Below are 21,766 nucleotides of genomic sequence, written 5' to 3' on the forward strand. Positions count from 1 at the left end.
GGCGGACGGGCGGGAGCCGCTGGTTGACGACGCGAAGCGTTGTGCGGGTCGCGCTGCCGGAGCCAGCGGAGGCAGTCGTGGCGGGCCCGCCACGGGCCTCCAGTCCGGTGGTTGTTGCGTTCTCAGGCCGTGAGCTGGGCCGCGTACTGCGTCTCCAGCAGACCACCGAGGTACTTCGCGATGGAGCGCGGGCCGGAGGCCGGCGCGGACTCCTCGACCGCGGGGTTGTAGTTCGTGTTCGTGTTGATGTCGTAGACGACGGTGCGGCCGTCCGTCGTCTCCATGAACTCGACGCCCGCGATGGTGATGCGCTGGTCGGCGAGGAACGTGCGGAGCTGCTGGACCAGCGGGTGCTCGGCGGTGATCTCGGTCCGGACGGCGAACGCCGGGGGTGCACCGACGGTCTCGGTGCCGGGGACGTCGCAGACGGCGCCGGCGATGACCTGCGGCACCTCGCACGCGTCGGCGGGGCAGAGCTCGAAGCTGCCGGCGCTGGTGTCGACGCGGACGGCGTACACGAACTCGCCGCCGACGAACTCGACGCGGGTGATGAAGGGCTCGCGGGCCGTCAGGTACTCCTGCAGCATGGTGATGCCGTCGACCGGGGCCTCGAACTCGGGGCTGTCGACGTAGGCGTCGAACTCGGCGAGCGAGTCGAACCGCCGCACGCCCAGGCCCTTGCCGCCCTGGTTGTGCTTGGTGATGAAGGGGACGTCCTGCCCGTCGGTGAAGGTGCGGGCGGCGTCCTTGAGCGCCGTCGTGCCGAACACGGCGGTCGTGCGCGGCACGTCGAACCCGGCCTGCTGCAGGAGACCGTGCTGCGCGACCTTCGACACCTCGAGCTCGAGCACGTGGCTGCCGCCGACGACCTGGCGGCCGGCACGCTCGAGCCAGCCGAGGATCGCCCGGGTGTACTCCTTGCTGTGCTCGTGGCCGCGGGTGTGGGAACTCGCGGACATGCGGCTCCAGTAGACGCCGGGTGCCGGCTCGGCCGCGAGGTCGATCTGCCCCTCGGTCAGCAGGATCTCCTCGACCGGGACGCCCTCGGCCTCGAAGGCGGCGGCGAGCGGGGGGAACCACTCGGGGTTCTCGTGGATGACGTACACGCGCGGAGTGCTCACGCCCCCACCCTAGGCACGGTATACCGCACGCGCCCAAGTGTGTGACGTGGCGTTGCTTCTCGGTGGGGGCGGGTCGCAGGGGGTCCTGGTCGCTCGGTGCGAGGTTCCGTACTCGGTGCGACCTGCTCGCCGTCGCACGGCGTACGGAACCTCGCACCGTTCGGTACCGGCGGTGGTCGACCTCGCACCGTGCGAGGTCTTCAGCCGGCGAAGGTCTGCTGTCCGACGACGCCGAGGAGCTCGAGCTTCTGCGCGTCTTCCGAACCTGGGGGCGCCGTGAACAGCAGCAGTGCCTGCGCCTGGTCGTCGGTGTGCAGCACCTGGCAGTCCACGGTGATGCGGCCGAGCTCCGGCTGCACGATCGTCTTGTTGTCCGACCAGCGCGTGGCCACCTCGTGCTTGGCCCAGAGGTCGCGGAACTCGGCGCTGCGCGTCTGCAGCTCGGCGATGAGTTCGGTCGCCCGGCGATCTCCCGGGCCCGCGAGCCCGACGGCCGCCCGGAGCGACGCGACCACCACCCGCCCCAGCCGCTCGTGCTGCTCGGGCGCGTACTTCGCGAGCTCCTCACCCGTCACGAACCACCGCCACGCCTGGTACCGCCGGTTGCCCGGCAGGTCGACCGAGCTGCTGAGGAGCGCCGCCGCGAGCCGGTTCTCGACCAGGGTCTCGCCCAGGTGGCTGACGACGATCGCCGGGGTGTCCTCGAGCCGGTCGAGCACCCGCAGGATCGCCGGATCGACGTGGTCGGCGCGGTGCATCCGGGTCGGGGCGTTCTGCCCGGCCAGGTGGAACAGGTGGTCGCGCTCGTCGAGGCTGCAGCGCAGGGCCCGGGCGATCGCGGCGATCATCTGCTCGGACGGCTGCGGTCCGCGTTGCTGCTCGAGTCGCGTGTAGTAGTCGACGGACATGCCGGCGAGGGCAGCGACCTCTTCGCGGCGGAGCCCCGGGGTCCGGCGTCGTGGCCCCTGCCCGAGACCGACGTCCTCGGGGCGCAGCAGCTCACGGCGACGGCGGAGGAAGTCGGCGAGCGCGGCACGGTCCATGGGTCGATCATCGTCCGCTTCCGGCCCGGGTGCCAGGGATCGCCGATCCCCCGATGACCGCGCTCTGGTTGCGACCCTGCCCACGGAGCATCGTGGTGGTCATAGACATCACGAACTCCACCGTCTTCATCCCCGGCGCGACCTCGGGCATCGGTCTCGCGCTCGCCCAGCGCCTGCAGGCCGCCGGCAGCACCGTCGTCATCGGCGGCCGTCGCCAGGCCCTCCTCGACTCCCTCGCCGCCGAGCACGGCTTCGGCACCGTGCAGATCGACGTCGCCGACGCGCCGTCGATCGAGGCCGCTGCCACCTCGGTGCTCGAGGCCTACCCGTCGCTCGATGCCCTCATCACCATGTCGGGGATCATGCGCGACGAGGACCTCCGCGACCCCGGGCACATCCACGACGCCGTCGAACTCGTCCAGACGAACCTGGTCGGCACGATCCGGCTCATCGACGCGTTCCTGCCGCACCTGCTCGCCCAGCCCTCGGCCACCCTGATGACCGTCACGTCCGGTCTCGCGTTCGTCCCGCTCACCGCGTCGCCGACGTACAGCGCGACGAAGGCCGGTGTGCACGCCTACACGCAGGCCCTCCGTCAGCAGCTCGTCGGGTCGTCGCTCGAGGTGCTGGAGCTCGCCCCGCCGGCCGTCATGACCGACCTGATGGGCGGCGCCGACTTCGGCGGGATGCCGCTCGACGCGTTCGCCGACGAGGTCATGGCGCTCATCGAGTCCGGCGCTGCCCCGGAGATCCTGGTGCAGAACGTGCACCCGCTGCGCTTCGCCGAGCGGAACGGCAACCACCAGCAGATCCTCGAGATGATGGCGTCCCGCGAGCACTGAGTCGGGCGACGGCCGGCGTTCGCACGGTGCGAGGGGCACGTTGCCCTGTCGCGGCGTCAGAGGGTGGCGAGGAGCTGCTGCAGTTCGGCCTTCGCGTCGGGCATCCGCTCGGGGCCGGCGAGCCGTTCCCGCTGCACCGAGATGCGGACGGTGTCCGGCTTCGGACCGTCCTCGGTGTTGAGCAGCACGGATTCGCGGTCAGCGAAGGTCCAGCGGGCCGAGGGGCGCCTGCCGCCGCGTCGCTCGGACGTCGGCGTGGATCCGAGTGCCGCCGTGAACACCGGGACGATCCGATCGAGCACGGCCTCTCGTTCACCCGGGACCTGCCGTGAGGCGGACACCGCGAAGGTGCCGTCCGTGCGCTGACCGGGGATGCGGAGCCCGCGGGCCTGTTCGTACCCGATGGTGATGCCCTGCGCCCACCACGGCTCGACGCCCTGACCGATCAACCAGGACGCGATCGCCGCGTGTCCGATGGTGGCTCCGTCGGCTCGGTCGATCAGGGCATGCCACTCGTCGGGCTTCTTGCCCGTCGCAGCAAGGACGCGGTCCGGCGCCATCCCCTGTGCATGCGAGCGAACCGTTCCGTCGGCCATGCCGTCATCGTAGGCTGCGGGACCCCGCCAGCGCCGCTCACTGTCGGGAGCCGGCCCGCAGGCGACGCGCCAGCTCCGCACCCTTCGCGTCGATGATCAGCGGGAGACGCTCCTTGTCCACGACGCCGAACGCAGGATCGACCGTCACGAAACCGTCCACCTTCGACGAGATGGCGGTGGCGACGTGCACGGCACCCGAGGCTGTCAGGCCGAACTCCTCGATCAGCCCTGGGACTCCATCGCTGACGTCATCGATCCCGACCCAGTGCAGTTGCGTCGACCGCAGCAGGTCTCGCCATGCGGCCACATGGCGACGTGCAGCCTGCAGTCCCTTGTGGCGGGCAGATTCGAAGAGCTCGAACTCGGTGAACGCGCTGTACAGGATCCGCGTGTCGGCCAGGTCGAGGTGATCCCAGAACGCTGACGCCCCGACGTGCTGCGGCTCCGCACGGTGCAGCACGCAGTCGATGAAACTCGTCTCGACGAGCACGACATCCGGCCTGCTGGTGCATCCGTCGAACTCCAGTACCCGATGCTCGTCGAACTCACCGGATCTGAGTCGCTCGAACACGATCAGCGTGCCTGGCGGATGCGCGCGATGGGTTCGGCTCGGCAGTCCGGATCGATCGACTCGATCGCACGCCGTCGGCGCTCGCGGCGTTCTTCGAACGTGCCTTCAGGTCGCGGCGTCCGAGCGAACAGCGCTTGCCGCTCGGCGTCGGTGAAGATCCTCGGCCCCGGCGGCCGACCAGGATCCGCGCTGAGCAGGGCGCGCCGACGACCCGCTGTGAGCTGTTCCTCGGTCGGGCCGCGGCGGATCGGTCGGCGTGGTTCGGTCGGCTGCATGGTGTCCCCTCGGTCGATGCGATCAACCGTAGGAGCATCGAATGGACTTCACGAAACATTCCGTATTTCGCTGGAGCCAGGCGCGAGGAGGACTACTCCGCAGCCGCCAGGACCGTCCGCCCGAGCCGCACGAAGTCGTCCACACCGATCGCCTCGCCCCGAGCGGTCGGGTCGATGCCCGCCGCCGTCAGGACCTCGGACGCGTGCGCACTGCCGCCGAGCACCCCGGACAGGCTCTGCCGCAGCATCTTGCGTCGCTGCTGGAACGCCGCATCAACGAGCGTGAACACCCGCGATCGCAGGAGCTCGTCCCCCGGGGGCTCGTGCCGGTCGAACGCCACCAAGACGCTGTCGACGTTCGGCACCGGCCAGAAGACCTGACGGCTGACCAACCCGGCGGTGCTCCACGAGCCGTACCAGGCGGCCTTGACGCTCGGCGACCCGTAGACCTTGCTGCCGGGGCCCGCGGCGAGCCGGTACCCGACCTCGGCCTGCACCATCACGAGCGACCGCTCGATCGACGGGAAGGTCGCGAGCAGGTGCAGCAGCACGGGCACGGAGATGTTGTAGGGCAGGTTCGCGACGAGGTGCGTCGGTTCGACGTCGAGGTCCGTGGCGGCGACGGTCATGGCGTCCTGCTGCACGACCGTCAGTCTGGCGTCCGGCTGCATCGACGACACCGTCGACGGGAGCTTGGCGGCCAGGCGCTTGTCGATCTCGACCGCGGTGACGGGCGCGCCGGTCTCGGTGAGCCCGAGCGTCAACGACCCGAGCCCCGGGCCGATCTCGAGCACCCGTGCCGACGGGGTCACGCCGGCAACCGACACGATCCGCCGCACGGTGTTGGCGTCGTGCACAAAGTTCTGGCCGAGCTTCTTCGTCGGGGTGACGTCGAGTTCGGCCGCGAGCTCCCGGATCTCCGCCGGGCCGAGCAGGGCACCCACGACTACTCGTCCACCGTCACGGGCTCGGCGTCCCACGCACCGTAGACGAGCTCGGTGTTCGAGGCGATCTGGGCCGCGAGCATCGAGGCGTCCGTGCCGAGCGTCTCCGCCATCGACCGCAGGGTGAGCGGGATGAGGTACGGCGCGTTCGGGCGACCACGGAACGGGGTGGGCGTCAGGAACGGCGCGTCCGTCTCGATCATGATCAGGTGCCGCGGGGCGACGACCAGGGCTTCACGCAGCAGTGCGGCGTTCTTGAACGTCACGGTGCCGGCGAACGACATGTACCAGCCGCGCTCGGCGCAGAGCCGGGCGAGGTCGGGGCCCCCGGAGAAGCAGTGGAAGACGGTCCGCTCCGGCGCGCCGACGCGGTCGAGGACCTCGACCACGGCGTCGTGCGCGTCACGGTCGTGGATCGTCAGCGCGAGGTCGTGCTCCTTCGCGATGCGGATGTGCTCCTCGAACGAACGGACCTGGGCGTCGCGGCCGTCCTCGCCGGTGCGGAAGAAGTCGAGACCGGTCTCACCGATCGCCCGGACCCGCGGCAGCGCGGCGAGCCGTTCGATGCCGGCGAGGTGCTCGTCGAGCATCCCCTGTTCCTGCAGCACGGGCGCTTCGTTCGGGTGCAGCGCGACGGCTGCCAGGACCCGGGGCTCCCGAGCGGCGATCGACGCGGACCACTCCGAGGTGGCGAGGTCCGTGCCGACCTGCACGACACCGCGCACGCCGACGCTCGAAGCACGGTCGAGGTGCTCGCGGTACTCGAGCGGACCGTCACCCCCGTCGCCGACACCGTCGGCGATCTCCATGTGGGTGTGGTTGTCGTACACCGGCACGACGAGCGCCTGCGGCAGCGGCGGGTACGTCAGGTCGCGCTTCGAGCCACCGGACCCCCCGTCCCCGCGGGACCGGACGTGCGACTCGGCGTCGGTCACGCGGAGACCTGCTCGATCCGGGGGAACAGCCCGCTCTCGAGCGGCACCACGTGCGACGCTCCCTGCCACTCGGACGCGCGGTCGACCCGCTGCTCGGTGACGGACCCGCCGGCGCCGATCGAGGCCCAGAGCTTCTCGGTCGCCTTCGGCATGACCGGGGACAGCAGGACGGTGACGGTGCCGAGGCCGCGGAGCGCGGTGGTCAGGACCGTGCCGAGGCGCTCGCGGTTGGCGTCGTCCTTCGCCAGGGCCCACGGCGCCTGCTCGGTGATGTACCCGTTCAGGGCATCGACGAGCTCCCACACGATGGCGATCGCCTCGTGCGGGGCGAAGGCCGCGATGGCGGCGTCGGCACGCTCGGTGACCGAGACGGCCAGGGCGTCGATCGCCTGGTCGGACTCGGTGAGCGCGCCGCGCTCCGGGACCTCGCCGTCGCAGTACTTCTGCAGCATGGCGACCAGGCGTGACGCCAGGTTGCCGTAGCCGTTCGCGAGCTCGGCCTTGTAGCGCGCCGAGATGTCTTCCCAGCTGAAGTTGCCGTCCTGCCCGAAGGTGATGGCGCGCAGGAAGTAGTAGCGGAAGGCGTCGGACCCGAACGTGTCGGTGATCTCCGACGGCGCGATGCCGGTCAGCTTCGACTTGGACATCTTCTCGCCGCCGACGAGCAGCCAGCCGTGGCCGAAGACGCGCTCCGGCACCGGCAGCCCGGCGGCCATGAGCATCGCCGGCCAGATGACGGCGTGGAAGCGGGCGATGTCCTTGCCGACGATGTGCACGCTCGGCCAGAGGCGCCGGAACGCCTCGTCGTCGTCGGTGCCGTAGCCGAGCGCCGTGACGTAGTTGAGCAGGGCGTCGAACCACACGTACAGCACGTGGTCGCTGTCCCACGGGATCTTGATGCCCCAGTCGAAGCTGGAACGCGAGATCGACAGGTCGCGGAGTCCCTGCTTGACGAACGAGATGATCTCGTTGCGGACGCTCTCGGGCTGGATGAACAGCGGGTTCGACTCGTACAGGTCGAGCAGGCGCTGCTCGAAGTCGGACATCCGGAAGAAGTAGTTGCGCTCGGCCAGCACCTCGACCGGGATCGAGTGGATCGCGCAGACCTGCTGGCCCTCGTACGCACCGGTGCCGGCGACCAGGTCGCTCGGCTGCTTGTACTCCTCGCAGCCCACGCAGTAGAAGCCCTCGAACTCGCCGGCGTAGATGAAGCCGTCGTCGTAGAGCTTCTGCAGGAACGCCGTCACGCCGCGCTCGTGGCGTTCGTCGGTGGTGCGGATGAAGTCGTCGTTCGCGACGTCGACCGTGTCGAGCAGTGGCTTCCAGGCGTCGTTGACCAGCCGGTCGGCCCATTCCTTGGGCGAGACGTCGTTCGCCGAGGCGGTGCGCAGGATCTTCTGCCCGTGCTCGTCGGTGCCGGTGAGCAGCCAGGTGTCGTCACCGCGCTGCCGGTGCCAGCGGGCGAGGAAGTCCGCGGCGACCTCGGTGTAGGCGTGCCCGATGTGGGGCACGTCGTTCACGTAGAAGATCGGCGTGGTGATGCTGAACGAGGACCCGGCGGACATGCGGACCATCCTACGGGCGCACGGAACCCCGATGACGCGTGCGGCGGTGGACTGTGGAGAACCGGGTCCGGGAGGCCCGTGACGGGCCCGCCCCGCGCCTCCAGACCGGCGGGCGCGAACGTGACGAGCCCCGCTCAGCGCGCCGCGAGCGCCCCTTCGTACAGGTCCCGCTTCGACAGCCCGGTCGCGTCCGCGACCGCCGCGGCGGCCTCCTTCATGCGCATGCCGGCGGCCACCCGCTCGAGCACCAGCCGCACACCGTCGTCGAGCGTGGCTTCTTCCGTGGCCTCCGCCGCGCCGGCGACGACGATGCAGATCTCGCCCCGCACACCCTCGGACGCCCACGTGACGAGTTCGTCCAGCGGCCCGCGACGGACCTCTTCGTACAGCTTCGTGAGCTCGCGGCAGACCGCGGCGCGGCGGTCGCCCCCGAACCCGACGGCCATGTCCGCCAGGGTCTCGGCCAGCCGGTGCGGCGACTCGAAGAACACCATCGTCCGCTGCTCACCCGCCAGCGCCTGGAACGCCCGGCGGCGCTCTCCGGCCTTGCGGGTCGGGAACCCCTCGAACGTGAAGCGGTCGGTGGGCAGCCCGGACACGGCGAGCGCCATGAGCACGGCCGACGGCCCGGGCAGGGCGGTGACGGTGACGCCGGCGGCCGCGGCGGCCTCGACGAGCGGGAAGCCCGGGTCGCTGATCGCGGGCATGCCGGCGTCGGTGAGGACGACGACGTCCTCGTCACGGGCGAGCTCGACGACCTCGGACGCCTTCGCCCGCTCGTTGTGCTCGTGCAGGGCGATGAGCCGCGGTCGGTTCTCGATGCCCAGGGCGCGCATCAGGTGGATGGCGGTCCTGGTGTCCTCCGCCGCGACGACCGTGGCGTTGGAGAGGGTCTCGACGAGACGGCGCGAGGCGTCCCCGAGGTTGCCGATGGGCGTTGCTGCGAGGACGATCACGCACCCATTGTCCCCGCACCCCAGTCGCAGCGCGGACATACGGTCGATCCGTAGGATGCTCAGCGATGACCAGCGAGCTGACCGACGACCGCACGGCCGTGCCCGACGGGCCGGTCGGCTCGCGCCTGGACGACTGGTGGGGGCGGGTGCTCTCCACGTCGCAGCGGGTCGCCGTGTGGCGGTGGACGGGTCCGCTCGCGGTGACGCTCCTCGCCGCCGTGCTGCGGCTGGTGAACCTCGGCACCCCCCATTCGCTCGTGTTCGACGAGACGTACTACGTCAAGGACGGCTGGTCGATCGTGCACCTCGGGTACGAGGGCACCTGGCCCGCGAACCCGAGCGGTGACACCGCCCCGACGACCGACGACCGGTTCGTGCGCGGTGAGACGGACATCTTCACGAGCGCCGCGGAGTTCATCGCGCACCCGCCGCTCGGCAAGTACCTCATCGGCCTCGGGATGCTGCTGTTCGGGGCGGACAACTCCTTCGGCTGGCGTTTCACGGTGGCCGTGCTCGGCATCGCGACGGTGTTCCTGACCGCGGTGATCGCCCGGTCGCTGTTCCGTTCGACGATGATCGGCACGCTCGCCGGCTTCCTGCTCGCGATCGACGGGCAGGCGATCGTGATGTCGCGGGTGACGCTCCTCGACGGCATCCTGACCTTCTTCGTCATCCTCGGGTTCGGGGCGCTGCTGCTCGACCGTCGGCAGGGTCAACGGCGGCTTGACGAGTGGGTCGCCGCCCGCGCCGCCGCCGGGCGGACCACCCTGTGGGGGCCGGTGTTCTGGTGGCGGCCGTGGTTGTTCGCGATGGGCCTGGCCCTGGGGCTGGCAGCGGCGACGAAGTGGTCGGGCGTGTACTTCCTGGCGTTCTTCGCCGTGTACTCCGTGCTCAGCGACATGATGATGCGCCGCCGTGCCGGGGTCGAGTTCTGGTCGTCGAGCGCGCTGCTGCAGCAGGCACCGGTGTCGTTCCTGCTGACCGTGCCGATCGCCGCGGTGACCTACGTGGCGTCGTGGACCGGCTGGTTCGTGTCGAAGGACGGATGGGACCGCAACTGGCTGTCCTCGGGCGGCGAACGCTGGACCGGGCTGCTCGCCTGGGTGCCGGACAGCCTGCAGAACTGGTGGCACTACCAGTCGGAGATCTACGCCTTCAACATCGGGCTGCACACCCCGCACTCGTACCAGGCGAACCCGCTGCTCTGGCTCGTGATGCAGCGCCCCACGTCGATGTTCTACGTCGGCACGGACGCCGGACAGGACGGCTGCTGGGCGAACCGCTGCGGCGAGGCGATCACCGGCATCGCGAACCCGTTCATCTGGTACGCCTCGGTCATCGCCACGGTGGCGCTGCTCGTGCTCTGGATCCTGCGCCGGAAGTGGGAGTACGGCTTCGTCCTGCTCGGCGTCGCGGCGGGGTACCTGCCCTGGCTGATGTACGTCGACCGGACGGTGTTCCAGTTCTACACGATCGCCTTCGAGCCCTACATGGTCATGGCACTGGCCGCCGCGATCGGGTTGGTGCTCGGCAGGCGGAGCGACGAACGGTCACGCCGGTCACGGGCGATCCTGTGGGTCGGCGTGTACCTGGGCGTCGTCGTGCTGGCCTCGGTCTACTGGTACCCGATGTGGACGGCGATGCAGGTGCCGTGGGACTTCGTCCGGTCGCACTACTGGGTCCCCAGCTGGCTGTAGCCGGTCTGGCCGCGCACGTCGCGCTGGGCGCTCTGGTGGCGACCACGTCCGGACTGGAGGCCCGTGGCGGCGCCGCCACGGGCCTCCAGTCCGGAGTCGGCTGGCACCAGAGCCGAGCGCGGTCCGCGCGGACGCGTCAGGACTGCGCGTGCAGCGCGCGCTCGATCGACTCGCGGTCCAGCGGGTCGCCGAGCATCGGCGCGACGTCGTCCGTGCCCGGCAGGACGCCCTGGATCAGGAGTTCCGCGTAGCGGCGCCAGGCGTCCGGGTCGTGTTCGCGGGTGGCGTCGGCGACCGCACCGACCATCGCGGTGAGCATCGGCAGGTCCCGGTAGTCGAAGCCGGGGCGGACGACGCCGGCGGTCTCGGCACGGCCGATGATCGCGGCGACCTGGCGTTCGAGCCGGTCGCGCTCCTGCACGATGGACGGACGGGCCTTGCCGGCACGGACGATGGCGTCGGCGAGGGCTCGGTCGCGGGCACGGAACGCGAAGACGCCCATCAGGTACACCCGGAGCGCCTCACGCGGGTCGGACACGTCCGCGGCGCGTGCTGCGGCGTCGTTCATGGCCTCGAACTTGGTGGCGAGCAGCGCCTCGATCAGGGAGTCCTTGTCGGCGAACCGTCGGTAGACGGTGCCGACCCCGACGCCGGCCTCGTGCGCGATGTCGTTCAACGTGACGGAGAGCCCGCGCTCGGCGAAGCACTTGCGCGCCGTCTGCAGGATCAGCTCGCGGTTGCGCGCAGCGTCGGCGCGCAGCGGTCGCTCGAGGTCGGACACGGAGTCGGTGGTGCTCACGATCCGACCGTAGTTGCACTTTCTGGGAACAAGTGGATGCCCTCCTTCCGTTTCGGTCTACACTGACCACAAACGGATGCCTCGCATCCGGTTTCGTCACCACCACATCTCGGGAGTGCCCGACGGCGCGCACCTCCACCCCACCCTCCAACCTTCTCGAAGGAGGCTGCCGTGACGGCAGAACACACCGTGCCGACCCCTACAGGGACAGCACCCACGACTCCGGGCACCACCCCCGCCAAGAGCAACCACCGCTGGATCGCCCTCGCGGTCATCGCCCTCGCACAGCTGATGGTCGTGCTCGACGCGACCATCGTGAACATCGCCCTGCCCTCGGCCCAGGCCGACCTGGACTTCGGCACCGACCAGCGACAGTGGATCGTCACCGCGTACTCGCTGGCGTTCGGCTCGCTGCTGCTGCTCGGCGGTCGTCTCGGCGACCTGTTCGGCCGCAAGAACACCTTCATCATCGGGCTGGTCGGCTTCGCCGTCGCCTCGGTGCTCGGTGGCCTGGCCGACTCGTTCGGCCTGCTCGTCGCGGCCCGCGCGCTGCAGGGTGTCTTCGGCGCACTGCTCGCCCCGTCCGCACTCGGCATGCTGACCACCACGTTCCGCGACCCCAAGGAACGCGGTCGCGCGTTCGGCATCTTCGGGTCCATCGCCGGCTCGGGTGCGGCCATCGGCCTGCTGCTCGGCGGCGTGCTGACCGAGTACGCCTCGTGGCGCTGGTGCCTCTACGTCAACGTCGTCTTCGCCGTGCTCGGCGTGATCGGCGCGCTCGTCTTCATGGAGAAGCCGCCGAAGGTCGAGCGTCCGCGCATCGACGTCCTCGGGGTCATCACCATCACGCTCGGGCTCGTCGGCGTCGTCTACGGCTTCTCGAACGCCGAGACGAACGGCTGGGACTCCCCCGTCACGATCGCCATGCTCGCCGGCGGTGTCGTGCTGATCGCCGCGTTCGTGTTCATCGAGACCCGCGTCGCCCACCCGCTGCTGCCCCTGCGTGTCGTGCTCGACCGTGACCGCGGCGGCTCGTTCATCGCGATCGGCCTGGTCGCGATCGGCATGTTCGGCATCTTCCTGTTCCTCACCTACTACCTGGAGCAGACCCTCGGCTTCAGCTCGCTGCAGACCGGTCTCGCGTTCCTGCCGATGCCGCTGTCGATCATGATCTCGGCGACGCAGATCGGTGGCCGCCTGCTGCCGCGCGTCGGGCCGAAGGTGCTCATCTTCGCCGGTGGCCTGGTCGCCGCGACCGGGCTCCTCCTGCTGCTCCGCACCGACCTGGACAGCTCCTACGCGGGCACCGTCCTGCCGGCGCTGATCGTGATCGGCCTCGGCATGGGCACGATCTTCTCGTCCGCGATGAACACCGCCACGACCGGGGTCGCCCGGGCCGATGCCGGTGTGGCCTCGGCGACGGTGAACACCATGCAGCAGATCGGTGGCTCGATCGGCACGGCGCTGCTGTCGACGATCTTCGCCGACGTGGTGTCGAACAGCCTGTCCGGGCTGACCGCCGCCCCGACCAAGCTGCAGCAGGCCCAGGCCACGCTCGACGGCTACCACGTGGCGTTCGGCATCTCGGCCGGCGTGCTCGTGCTCGTCGCCCTGGCCGGCGGACTGCTCATCAACCGGCAGTCGGTGCGGGTCGAGCGGCTCGCACGTGCCGGGTCCGCCACGACCGGGAGCATCCCCGCCGCGGCGCACTGACGCTGGCGGTTCGCTCCGCACCTTCGGCCCGTTCCGGTTCTGCCGGGGCGGGCCATCGTGCATGCCGGGGGGCGTCGGCGGGGCGGGTGTCGGCGGGGGTGCCGACGCCGAACGACATCGTCGACGTCGTACGACGACGACATCGTCGCTCCGTGCACGCGCCGACAGTTGCACACGCGCGGATGCGACGGAGTCGATGTCGTACGACGACGACACCGTCGTTCCGCGTCAGCAGCGCCACCCCGCCCGCACCCCGCCCCACCCCCGGTTGCGCCGTGTGTCCACGACTCTGGCCCACGTCAGGGGTGCGGTTTATGGTGTGCGGCATGGCCCCCGTCCTGACCTCACCACTCGTGTCGACGCAGTGGCTCGCTGACCACCTCGGTGCTGACGAGCTCGTCGTGCTCGACGCCTCGGTGCACACGGTCGGGGCCGGGTTCGACACCAGCTGGCTTCCCGGGCGGGACGCCCACGAGCAGCGCGGCCACGTGCCCGGTGCCCGCTTCGCCGACCTGATCGACGACTTCTCCGCCGCCGACGCCGACGTCCCGTTCACCCGCCCCGGCGCCGAGCGCTTCGAGGTCGCCGCGGCACAGCTCGGCGTGACGAACACCTCGACCGTCGTGGTCTACGACGACAGCGTCGGTGAGTGGTCGGCACGCCTGTGGTGGATCTTCCGTTCGTTCGGCTTCGATTCGGTCGCGGTGCTCGACGGTGGCTTCACGAAGTGGCGCGACGAGGGCCGCCCGGTCCGCGCGGGCGCACTCCACACGCCCAGGGCGCCGTCCGACCCCGATGCCGGCGCGTTCCTGGCCGGCGAAGAACGTGCGCTCTGGGCCGACCACGACCGTGTCACCCGAGCGGTCTCCGGCGAAGAGCCGGCGTCCCTGGTGTTCGCCGCACCCTGGGCCGCCCTCGGCGACGACCACCCGCCGATCGTGCCGGGCAGCACCCCGATCACGGCAGACACCCTGGTGGACCCCGAGACGAACGCGTACCTGCGCGGTGCCGAACTCGAGCGGGCCTTCGCCGCGGTGATCGGTGCGGACGAGATCGTCACGTACTGCGGGGTGGGCAGCGCCGCGTGCGTCGACGCCCTCGCCCTGACCGTGCTCGGGCACGACCGGGTGAAGGTCTACGACGGTTCGCTCGCCGACTGGTGGCGGCACGAGCAGCTCGCCTCCTGACGGAACCGATCGCGGAACGACGGCCGCGCCTGGCCGAGGACCGAGGACCGACGGCAGCGGACCGACGGCCCCGCCGCACTACCGTTGCACCATGAGCACCAGACGCGCGGTCATCCTCGGCGGCACCGGCGGCATCGGCTCAGCCGTCGCACGAGAGCTCCTCGACGCCTCGGGCAGGGGCGGCGACGACTGGCAGGTGGACGTCCTCGCACGCCGAGGCGGCCCCGCAGCGGATGCGCTGACCGCTTCCGGCGCCACGTTCACGTCCGGCGACCGCCGCGACCGTTCCGTCCTGCGCGACCTGCTCCGCCCCGGAGCCGACCTGCTCGTCGACACCGTCGGTGCGACGCGCGACGACGCCCAGCAGCTCCTGCCGTTCCTCGACGACGTCGGCTCGACGGTCTTCGTCTCGTCGAAGGCCGTCTACGCCGACGAGCAGGGTCGGCACGCGAACTCGCTCGACAAGCCGGTGTTCGGCGGCGCGGTCACCGAGATCCAGCCCACGGTCGCCGCTGGGGACGGCGACCCGACGAGTCGTGACGGGTACGGCGCCGCGAAGGTGGCGGCCGAACAGGTCCTGCTCGACCACGGCGCCCCGGTCACCGTGCTCCGCCCGTCGAAGGTGTACGGCGTCGGCATCGGCCGCCCGCGGGAGTGGTTCGTCGTCCGCCGTGTGCTCGACGGCCGGGAGCGCATCCTGCTCGCCGACCACGGCCGCGGCGTCGACCACACGACGGCGGCGAGCGGCATCGGTTCGCTCGTCCGACTCGTGGCGGACGCACCGGACCGCCGGATCCTCAACGTCGCGGACGCCGCTGCCCCGACCGTGCTCGAGATCGTCCGCACGATCGCCGGACACCTGGACCACCGGTTCGACGAGGTCCTGCTCGACGAGGACGCGCCCGCCTTCGTGGGCGGCACGCCCTGGTCGTCGCCGTCGCCGTTCGTCCTCGACACCACGGCAGCACGTGCCCTGGGTTGGGAACCTCCGGAGTTCCGGGCCGCCGTCGCCCCGGAGCTGGCATGGCTCGTCGAGACCGCCCACGCCACCCCTGCCGACGGCGACGTCCCGTGGGCCGACGACCCGTTCTGGGAGCACATGTTCGACTACGGCCCCGAGGACGCCGCACTCGCGCTCCTCTCCCTCAACCTGGGCTGACCCGGTGCTCCGGTCCGAGGTCCTGTTCATCGGCGGACGTTCCGGCGTGGGCAAGTCCACGGCGGCCGAGGCACTGCACGACCTGCTCGTCGCGGCGGACGTCCGGCACGCGGTGATCGAGGGCGACGTGCTCGACCTCGCCCACCCGGCCCCGCACGTCGAACACCCCGAGGCGCACCTGGCCGAGCGGAACCTGGCTACGATCTGGGCCGGCTACCGGGAGATCGGTCACCACCGGCTCGTCTACACGAACACCGTGTCCGTGCTCGAGCACGAGCGCCTCGCTGCGGCGATGGGCGACGATCCGCTGGTGCGCGTCGTCCTGCTCCGCGCATCCGACGGCGCGACCGCCGACCGGCTCGCACGACGAGCGGGTGGCGCGGTCCCGCAGGCGCAGCTCGCGCACAGCACGCGGACGGCCGGGAGGCTCGACTCGGCCACCGCGGACACCGTCACCCGGGTGGACACCGATGGCCAGAGCCCCGCCCAGGTGGCCGCACGGCTCGCGTCGATCACGGGGTGGCTCGAGCGCTGATCTCCCCGCACGGCCTGTGCAGAGCGGGCGTCCCGTCCACAGATGTCCCCGGGCGGTGGTCCGCCCAGTCGCGGGCGGGCACGCTGGAGCCATGAACGACAACCGCCTCGGCACCTCGGTCAGCCCGTACCTGCGTCTGCACGCCGACAACCCCGTCGACTGGCGCGAGTGGGGTCCCGAGGCGTTCGCCGAAGCGCGCGAGCGGGGGGTCCCGGTACTGGTGTCCGTCGGGTACGCCACGTGCCACTGGTGCCACGTCATGGCGCGCGAGAGCTTCGCCGACCCGGAGATCGGCGAGCTGCTCCGGCGGGACTTCGTGTCGGTGAAGGTCGACCGCGAAGAACGGCCGGACGTCGACGCGAGCCTGATGGCCTCGGCCAGTGCGTTCACGCAACAGCTCGGCTGGCCGCTGACGACGTTCCTGACGCCGGACGGCCACGTCTTCTTCGCGGGGACGTACTTCCCACCCACTCCGGTCGGGCAGGTCCCGGCGTTCCGGCAGATCCTGGCCGCGGTGCTCGACGCCTGGACCGAGCGTCGGCACGAGGTCGACGCGAACGCCTCGGCCATCGCGACGGCGATCCGGCAGGGCGCCGTGGCGGACGCAGCCACCCGCTCGGGCGAGGGCGGTGCCGGAGCCGACCCGGGCCTCCCGTCCGTCGACGCCATCCGGGCCGTCACGGACCAGCTGTCCCGGGCAGAGGACACCACCTACGGCGGTTTCGGCGGCGCGCCGAAGTTCCCGAGCACACCGCTGCTCGAGTTCCTCGCCGATGCGGCGGCCGACGGCGACGCCGAAGCCGACGGGCTGCTCGACCGGTCGTTGCACGCGATCCGCGCGTCCGAGCTGACCGACGCCGACGGCGGCGTCTTCCGGTACGCCACCAAACGCGACTGGAGCGTGCCGCACTACGAACGGATGCTCTACGACAACGCGGGGCTGCTCGCCGTCGCGGGGGCCGAGCAGGCCCGCGGCATCGCCGACTTCCTCCGGGACACCCTGCGCCGTGCCGACGGGGCGTTCGTCGCCGCGCAGGACAGCGAGTCGACCATCGACGGCCATCGGGTCGAGGGCGAGTGGTACCGCCGACCGGTCGCCGAGCGCGCCCAGCTCGACCCGCCACCACTGGACGACCAGGTCCTCACGGGCTGGAACGGCCTGGCGATCCGGGGGCTCGCGATCGCCGGCGCACGGCACGGTGACCCGGAACTCGTCGCGCTCGCGCGGGGAGCGGCCGACGCGGTCCTCGCCGCCCACGTGCAGGACGGCCACGTGACGGTGCGGTCCAGCACACCGCGCGGGGCGTCCTCTGCTCCGGCCACCGTCGAGGACGTCGGGCTGCTCGCCGAAGGGCTGCTCGAACTGGCCCTGGTGACGGGCGAGGTGTCCTACGCGACCGTCGCACGCTCGCTGGTCGACGACGGCCTGGCCGAACGCTTCGACGTCGACCCGGTGCTCGCCTCCGCAGGGACCGCCACGGGCGAACAGCCGCAGACCGCGATGCGGTCCGGCACCGTGGCGCTGGCGTCGGCCGCCGCGACGCTCGGCGCGCTGACGGGCGACGGGGCACTGCGGGTCGCCGCTGCACGACTCGTCGCCGACCGCGGCCGAACCGGGACGGAGCGACCCCTCGGTCACGCGGACGCCCTCGGTGTCGCCCTCGCCCTGCAACGGCCGTCGCGCGAGGTCGTCGTCGTCACGAGCGGCACCGACGACCCGATGCGGGCCGTGGCACACCGTGCTCGGCGCCCCGGCACAGTCGTCGCCACCACCACGCCGGAGCAGGCACGCGACTGGGCCGAGGCCGGGTTCTCGTTGTTCGAGGGTCGCGACGTGCTCGACCCTGCCGCGTACGTCTGCCACGACCGGGTGTGCGAACTGCCGTCCCGGTCGGCGGACGCCCTGGCCCAGCAGATCGCCTGACGCACCAGCCGCCCGGCGCGCCTGTATCCTGGAATGCTCATGTCTTCTCCGCTGCCCGTCATCACGTACCCGCCCGAACTGCCGGTCTCGCAGCGGCGGGACGACATCGCGGCTGCCATCCGTGACAACCAGGTGGTCATCGTCGCCGGGGCCACCGGCTCGGGCAAGACCACACAGCTGCCGAAGATCTGCCTCGAGCTCGGTCGTGAGCACATCGGGCACACCCAGCCCCGCCGGATCGCGGCGCGGACCATCGCCGAGCGCGTCGCGGAAGAACTGGGCGGCGGGGAGCTCGGCGGACTCGTCGGCTACCAGGTCCGGTTCACCGACAAGGTCAGCTCCGAGACCCGCGTGAAGCTGATGACCGACGGCATCCTGCTGAACGAGATCCACTTCGACCGCGACCTGAAGCGGTACGACACGATCATCATCGACGAGGCGCACGAGCGGTCCCTGACGATCGACTTCCTGCTGGGCTACCTGAAGCGGCTGCTCCCCCGACGCCCCGACCTGAAGCTCATCATCACGAGTGCGACGATCGACCCGGAGTCGTTCTCGAAGCACTTCGACGACGCCCCCATCATCGAGGTGTCCGGCCGCACCTACCCGGTCGAGATCCGGTACCGCCCCCTCGTCGCCGAAGACCAGGACGACGACGCCGACGACGAGTCGGACTCCCGCACCGGTGACAGCGGCAACGCAGCCGACGACCGCGACACCCTGCAGGGCATCACCGACGCCCTCGACGAGCTGGCGCAGGAGGACCCGGGCGACGTGCTCGTCTTCCTGTCCGGCGAGAACGAGATCCGCGACGCGCAGGACGCGATCGAGGGCAAGCGCTACCCGGGCACCGAGGTCCTGCCGCTGTACGGCCGCCTGTCCGCCGCCGACCAGCACCGGGTCTTCGAGCGCCGGCACACCCCGGGCATCCGCCGTCGTGTCGTCCTCGCCACGAACGTCGCCGAGACCTCACTGACCGTGCCCGGCATCAAGTACGTGATCGACACCGGGACGGCACGCATCTCGCGGTACTCCCCGCGGGCCAAGGTGCAGCGCCTGCCGATCGAGGCGATCTCGCAGGCCAGCGCCAGCCAGCGTTCCGGTCGAGCGGGCCGCACGAGTGCCGGCATCGCGATCCGGCTCTACTCCGAGGACGACTTCGGCCGACGCCCCGAGTACACCGACCCCGAGATCCTCCGCACGAACCTCGCCGCGGTGATCCTGCAGATGATCTCGCTCGGCTTCGGGGACATCGAGTCGTTCCCGTTCCTGCAGCCGCCGGACAGCCGGGGCGTGAAGGACGGCCTCGACCTGCTCCGCGAGCTCCGTGCCGTCGACAAGGACGGCCGCATCACGAAGTCCGGGCGACAGCTGACCCGGCTGCCGATCGATCCCCGGCTCGGTCGGATGGTGCTCGAGGCCGGACGGCAGGGCGTCGGACGCGAGGTCATCGCGATCGTCAGCGCCCTGAGCATCCAAGACCCCCGCGAGCGCCCCCTCGAGAAGCGCGCGCACGCCGACCAGCTGCACGCCCGCTTCGCCGACCCGACGAGCGACTTCCTGACCCTGCTGAACCTCTGGAACCACATCGAGCACCAGCAGGAGGAACTCTCGTCGAGCGCGTTCCGCCGGCTGTGCAAGGCCGAGTTCCTGAACTACCTGCGCATCCGCGAGTGGCAGGACCTGTACCGGCAGCTCTCCCGTGCCGCGAAGCAGGTCGACGTCCGAGTCGGGCAGTCCCGCTCCGACGACGGCGACGCCGTGCACCGCGCACTGCTCGCCGGACTCCTCAGCCAGATCGGGCTGCGGGACCGCGAGAAGCGCGACTACCTCGGCTCCCGGAACACCCGGTTCGTGGTGTTCCCGGGCAGCGTGCTCGCGAAGAAGCAGCCCGACGCCGTGATGGCCGCCGAGCTCGTCGAGACCAGCCGGCTGTTCGCCCGGACCGTCGGCCGGATCGACCCCGCCTGGGTGGAGCCGCTCGCCGGCGACCTGCTCAAGCGCACCTACGGCGAGCCGCACTGGGAGAAGAAGCAGGGCGCGGTCGTCGCCTACGAGCGGGTGACCCTGTTCGGGGTCCCCATCGTGCAGCGCCGACGCGTGCAGTACTCGCGGATCGACCCGGAACACTCCCGTGAACTCTTCATCCGGCACGCCCTGGTCGAGGGCGAGTGGGAATCGCAGCAGGCCTTCGACCGCGCCAACCGGAAGCTCCGCAAGGAACTCGAGCAGCTCGAGGAACGCACCCGCCGCCGGGACATCCTGCTCGACGACGAGAACGTCTACGAGTTCTACGACGCCCGGATCCCGGCCGACGTCGCCACGACCCGCGACTTCGAGGGGTGGTGGCGGACCACTCGCCGCGAGCAGCCGGACCTGCTCACGATGCGCCGGTCCGACCTGCTGGACGAATCAGCGGCCGAGGCCGCCGAGGACGACGTCGAGTACCCCACCCAGTGGCGGAGCGGCGACCAGCGTCTCGCCATCCAGTACCGCTTCGAGCCCGGCGCACAGGACGACGGGGTCAGCGTGCAGGTCCCCCTCGCGCTCCTGCCCCGGATGCGTGAAGAGGGCTTCGACTGGCAGGTGCGCGGCCTCCGCAAGGAACTCGTCACCGCGCTCATCAAGTCGCTGCCGAAGCAGATCCGCAAGAACGTCGTGCCCGCTGCCGACTGGGCCGAGAAGATCGTCGCCGAGCTGCCCGACGACGCCCCGACCGAGCCGACGGAGTCGTTCCGCGCCACCCTCGCCAAGGCGATCCAGCGCATGACCTACGTGCCGGTCTCCGAGTCCGACTTCGACCTGTCCCGTGTCCCCGCGCACCTGCTGCCGACGTGGGCCGTGGTCGACGAGCGTGGTCGCCGGGTCGAGACCGGCAAGGACCTGTCGGCCCTGCAGACCAAGCTCAAGGACCGGACCCAGCAGAGCGTCGCCTCCGCCACGGCGAAGGGCGCGGGACGGACCGGAGGCGCGGCTCGCGTCGCCTCCGCCGGCGCCGGTCGCCCGCTGGAACAGTCCGGACTCACCGCCTGGCCCGACCAGGACCTGCCGCAGACCCTCGACACCAAGCAGGCCGGCGGCGTCATCCGCGCGTACCCGTCCCTGGTCGAGGAAGGCACCGGTCCGAAGGCGACCGTCGGCGTGCAGCTGCTCGCCACCCCGTCCGACCGCGTCGTCCGGATGCCCGCCGGGGTCCGCCGTCTGGTGATGCACGCGGTGCCGTCGCCCGTGTCGTACATCCAGTCGCACCTGACCGCGCAGGAGAAGCTCGCGCTCGCCGCCAGCCCCTACCCGTCGACCGCCGCGCTGTTCGACGACGTGCTGGCCGCCGTGGTCGACGCCGGCATCCGTCGGGCCCACCCGGACGGCCTCGTCTTCACGAAGGCCGAGTTCGAGGCGGTCCGCGATGCCGTGTCGGCCTCCGTCGTCGACACGATGTTCACCGCGGTGTCCGAGGTCGCGGCCGTCCTGGCCGCACAGCGCTCCGCCGAACGAGCACTCAAGCAAGCGAACTCGATGTCGCTGCTCGCCGCCCTCAGCGACATGCGGCAGCAGATGGAGCGCCTGGTGTTCCCGGGGTTCGTCGCCGTCGCGGGGCTCGACCGGCTGCGCCGCATCCGCGTGTACCTGCAGGGCATCGAGGCGCGCGTGCAGAAGCTGCTCCAGAACCCCGGACGCGACGCGACCTGGATGCGCGAGGTGACCGTGGCGACCGACCGCTACACCGATGCCGGCGGCACCTTCCCGCCCGCGGTCGGGGCGCACCCGGAACTCGTGCACGCTCGGTGGATGCTCGAGGAGTTCCGGCTGAGCCTGTTCGCGCAGGAACTCGGGACCGCCGAGACCGTCTCGTTGCAGCGGATCACGAAGGCCCTGACCGCCGCACGCTGATGGGTCTACCGTG

The 21,766-nt window shown here is 71.1% G+C and carries 17 protein-coding genes; 8 read left to right on the top strand and 9 right to left on the bottom strand.

Going from position 1 to position 21,766, the window contains the following annotated elements:
* Window positions 1-122: 122 nt before the first annotated feature.
* Both HQQ79_RS14180 and HQQ79_RS14185 read right to left on the bottom strand, forming a co-directional pair.
* Window positions 123-1,121 carry an alpha-L-glutamate ligase gene (locus HQQ79_RS14180; protein ID WP_173035070.1) on the bottom strand — a complete coding sequence of 333 codons (999 nt, stop codon included), beginning with the start codon at window positions 1,119-1,121 and terminating at the stop codon, window positions 123-125.
* Between the two features lie 200 nt (window positions 1,122-1,321).
* Window positions 1,322-2,164, bottom strand: a complete 843-nt coding sequence (locus HQQ79_RS14185; RefSeq protein WP_071246969.1) for a helix-turn-helix transcriptional regulator — start codon at window positions 2,162-2,164, stop codon at window positions 1,322-1,324.
* 95 nt (window positions 2,165-2,259) lie between these two features.
* Here HQQ79_RS14185 and HQQ79_RS14190 point away from each other — a divergent pair, with 95 nt between their 5' ends.
* Window positions 2,260-3,006, top strand: coding sequence for an SDR family oxidoreductase (locus tag HQQ79_RS14190; RefSeq protein ID WP_367948104.1), 747 nt, complete (start codon window positions 2,260-2,262; stop codon window positions 3,004-3,006).
* Between the two features lie 56 nt (window positions 3,007-3,062).
* Here the strand turns inward: HQQ79_RS14190 and HQQ79_RS14195 are convergent, their stop codons facing one another.
* The 6 genes from HQQ79_RS14195 to rsmI all read right to left on the bottom strand — a co-directional run bounded on the left by HQQ79_RS14195 (window position 3,063) and on the right by rsmI (window position 8,848).
* On the bottom strand, window positions 3,063-3,602 hold the full coding sequence (locus HQQ79_RS14195) for a hypothetical protein (protein WP_173035072.1): 540 nt from the start codon (window positions 3,600-3,602) through the stop codon (window positions 3,063-3,065).
* A gap of 37 nt (window positions 3,603-3,639) precedes the next feature.
* Complete coding sequence (locus HQQ79_RS14200; protein ID WP_173035074.1) at window positions 3,640-4,173, bottom strand: type II toxin-antitoxin system VapC family toxin; 534 nt, start codon at window positions 4,171-4,173, stop codon at window positions 3,640-3,642.
* A 367-nt stretch (window positions 4,174-4,540) separates the two neighbouring features.
* Window positions 4,541-5,392: a 16S rRNA (adenine(1518)-N(6)/adenine(1519)-N(6))-dimethyltransferase RsmA gene (gene rsmA, locus HQQ79_RS14205; protein WP_111087865.1), complete on the bottom strand. Its 852-nt coding sequence runs from the start codon at window positions 5,390-5,392 to the stop codon at window positions 4,541-4,543.
* A gap of 2 nt (window positions 5,393-5,394) precedes the next feature.
* Entirely contained in the window at window positions 5,395-6,327 is a 933-nt protein-coding gene (locus tag HQQ79_RS14210; RefSeq protein ID WP_173035076.1) for a TatD family hydrolase, read from the bottom strand.
* A complete protein-coding gene (gene metG, locus HQQ79_RS14215; protein WP_173035077.1) occupies window positions 6,324-7,892 on the bottom strand; it encodes a methionine--tRNA ligase in 1,569 nt (522 codons plus the stop codon). The genes HQQ79_RS14210 and metG overlap by 4 nt, the downstream gene beginning before the upstream one ends.
* A gap of 134 nt (window positions 7,893-8,026) precedes the next feature.
* Window positions 8,027-8,848: a 16S rRNA (cytidine(1402)-2'-O)-methyltransferase gene (gene rsmI / locus HQQ79_RS14220; RefSeq protein ID WP_027466054.1), complete on the bottom strand. Its 822-nt coding sequence runs from the start codon at window positions 8,846-8,848 to the stop codon at window positions 8,027-8,029.
* A 65-nt stretch (window positions 8,849-8,913) separates the two neighbouring features.
* On the opposite strand from rsmI, the gene HQQ79_RS14225 reads away from it, so the two are divergent.
* Window positions 8,914-10,545, top strand: a complete 1,632-nt coding sequence (locus tag HQQ79_RS14225) for a dolichyl-phosphate-mannose--protein mannosyltransferase (RefSeq protein ID WP_173035080.1) — start codon at window positions 8,914-8,916, stop codon at window positions 10,543-10,545.
* 136 nt (window positions 10,546-10,681) lie between these two features.
* On the opposite strand, the gene HQQ79_RS14230 is transcribed toward HQQ79_RS14225, so the two are convergent.
* Entirely contained in the window at window positions 10,682-11,344 is a 663-nt protein-coding gene (locus tag HQQ79_RS14230; protein WP_173035082.1) for a TetR/AcrR family transcriptional regulator, read from the bottom strand.
* Between the two features lie 171 nt (window positions 11,345-11,515).
* On the opposite strand from HQQ79_RS14230, the gene HQQ79_RS14235 reads away from it, so the two are divergent.
* From HQQ79_RS14235 to hrpA, 6 genes are all read left to right on the top strand, one after another.
* Entirely contained in the window at window positions 11,516-13,057 is a 1,542-nt protein-coding gene (locus HQQ79_RS14235; protein WP_027466052.1) for an MFS transporter, read from the top strand.
* A 326-nt stretch (window positions 13,058-13,383) separates the two neighbouring features.
* Window positions 13,384-14,244: a sulfurtransferase gene (locus tag HQQ79_RS14240; protein ID WP_173035084.1), complete on the top strand. Its 861-nt coding sequence runs from the start codon at window positions 13,384-13,386 to the stop codon at window positions 14,242-14,244.
* 91 nt (window positions 14,245-14,335) lie between these two features.
* Window positions 14,336-15,403, top strand: coding sequence for an NAD(P)-dependent oxidoreductase (locus HQQ79_RS14245; protein WP_173035086.1), 1,068 nt, complete (start codon window positions 14,336-14,338; stop codon window positions 15,401-15,403).
* Window positions 15,404-15,407: 4 nt separating this feature from the next.
* Complete coding sequence (locus HQQ79_RS14250) at window positions 15,408-15,938, top strand: ATPase (protein WP_173035088.1); 531 nt, start codon at window positions 15,408-15,410, stop codon at window positions 15,936-15,938.
* A gap of 91 nt (window positions 15,939-16,029) precedes the next feature.
* Window positions 16,030-17,862, top strand: coding sequence for a thioredoxin domain-containing protein (locus HQQ79_RS14255; protein ID WP_173035090.1), 1,833 nt, complete (start codon window positions 16,030-16,032; stop codon window positions 17,860-17,862).
* Between the two features lie 39 nt (window positions 17,863-17,901).
* A complete protein-coding gene (hrpA, locus tag HQQ79_RS14260; RefSeq protein WP_173035092.1) occupies window positions 17,902-21,753 on the top strand; it encodes an ATP-dependent RNA helicase HrpA in 3,852 nt (1,283 codons plus the stop codon).
* The last annotated feature ends 13 nt before the right edge of the window (window positions 21,754-21,766 follow it).

Source organism: Curtobacterium sp. VKM Ac-2852, assembly GCF_013205045.1.
In the GTDB taxonomy this organism is placed as follows: Bacteria; Actinomycetota; Actinomycetes; order Actinomycetales; family Microbacteriaceae; genus Curtobacterium; species Curtobacterium flaccumfaciens.

Bases quoted from the DNA above. Each gene is read 5' to 3' on its own strand.
- metG (WP_173035077.1), bottom strand. From the start codon at position 7,892: ATGTCCGCCGGGTCCTCGTTCAGCATCACCACGCCGATCTTCTACGTG.
- hrpA (WP_173035092.1), top strand. From the start codon at position 17,902: ATGTCTTCTCCGCTGCCCGTCATCACGTACCCGCCCGAACTGCCGGTC.
- HQQ79_RS14255 (WP_173035090.1), top strand. From the start codon at position 16,030: ATGAACGACAACCGCCTCGGCACCTCGGTCAGCCCGTACCTGCGTCTG.
- HQQ79_RS14195 (WP_173035072.1), bottom strand. From the start codon at position 3,602: ATGGCCGACGGAACGGTTCGCTCGCATGCACAGGGGATGGCGCCGGAC.
- HQQ79_RS14240 (WP_173035084.1), top strand. From the start codon at position 13,384: ATGGCCCCCGTCCTGACCTCACCACTCGTGTCGACGCAGTGGCTCGCT.
- HQQ79_RS14185 (WP_071246969.1), bottom strand. From the start codon at position 2,164: ATGGACCGTGCCGCGCTCGCCGACTTCCTCCGCCGTCGCCGTGAGCTG.
- HQQ79_RS14225 (WP_173035080.1), top strand. From the start codon at position 8,914: ATGACCAGCGAGCTGACCGACGACCGCACGGCCGTGCCCGACGGGCCG.
- HQQ79_RS14245 (WP_173035086.1), top strand. From the start codon at position 14,336: ATGAGCACCAGACGCGCGGTCATCCTCGGCGGCACCGGCGGCATCGGC.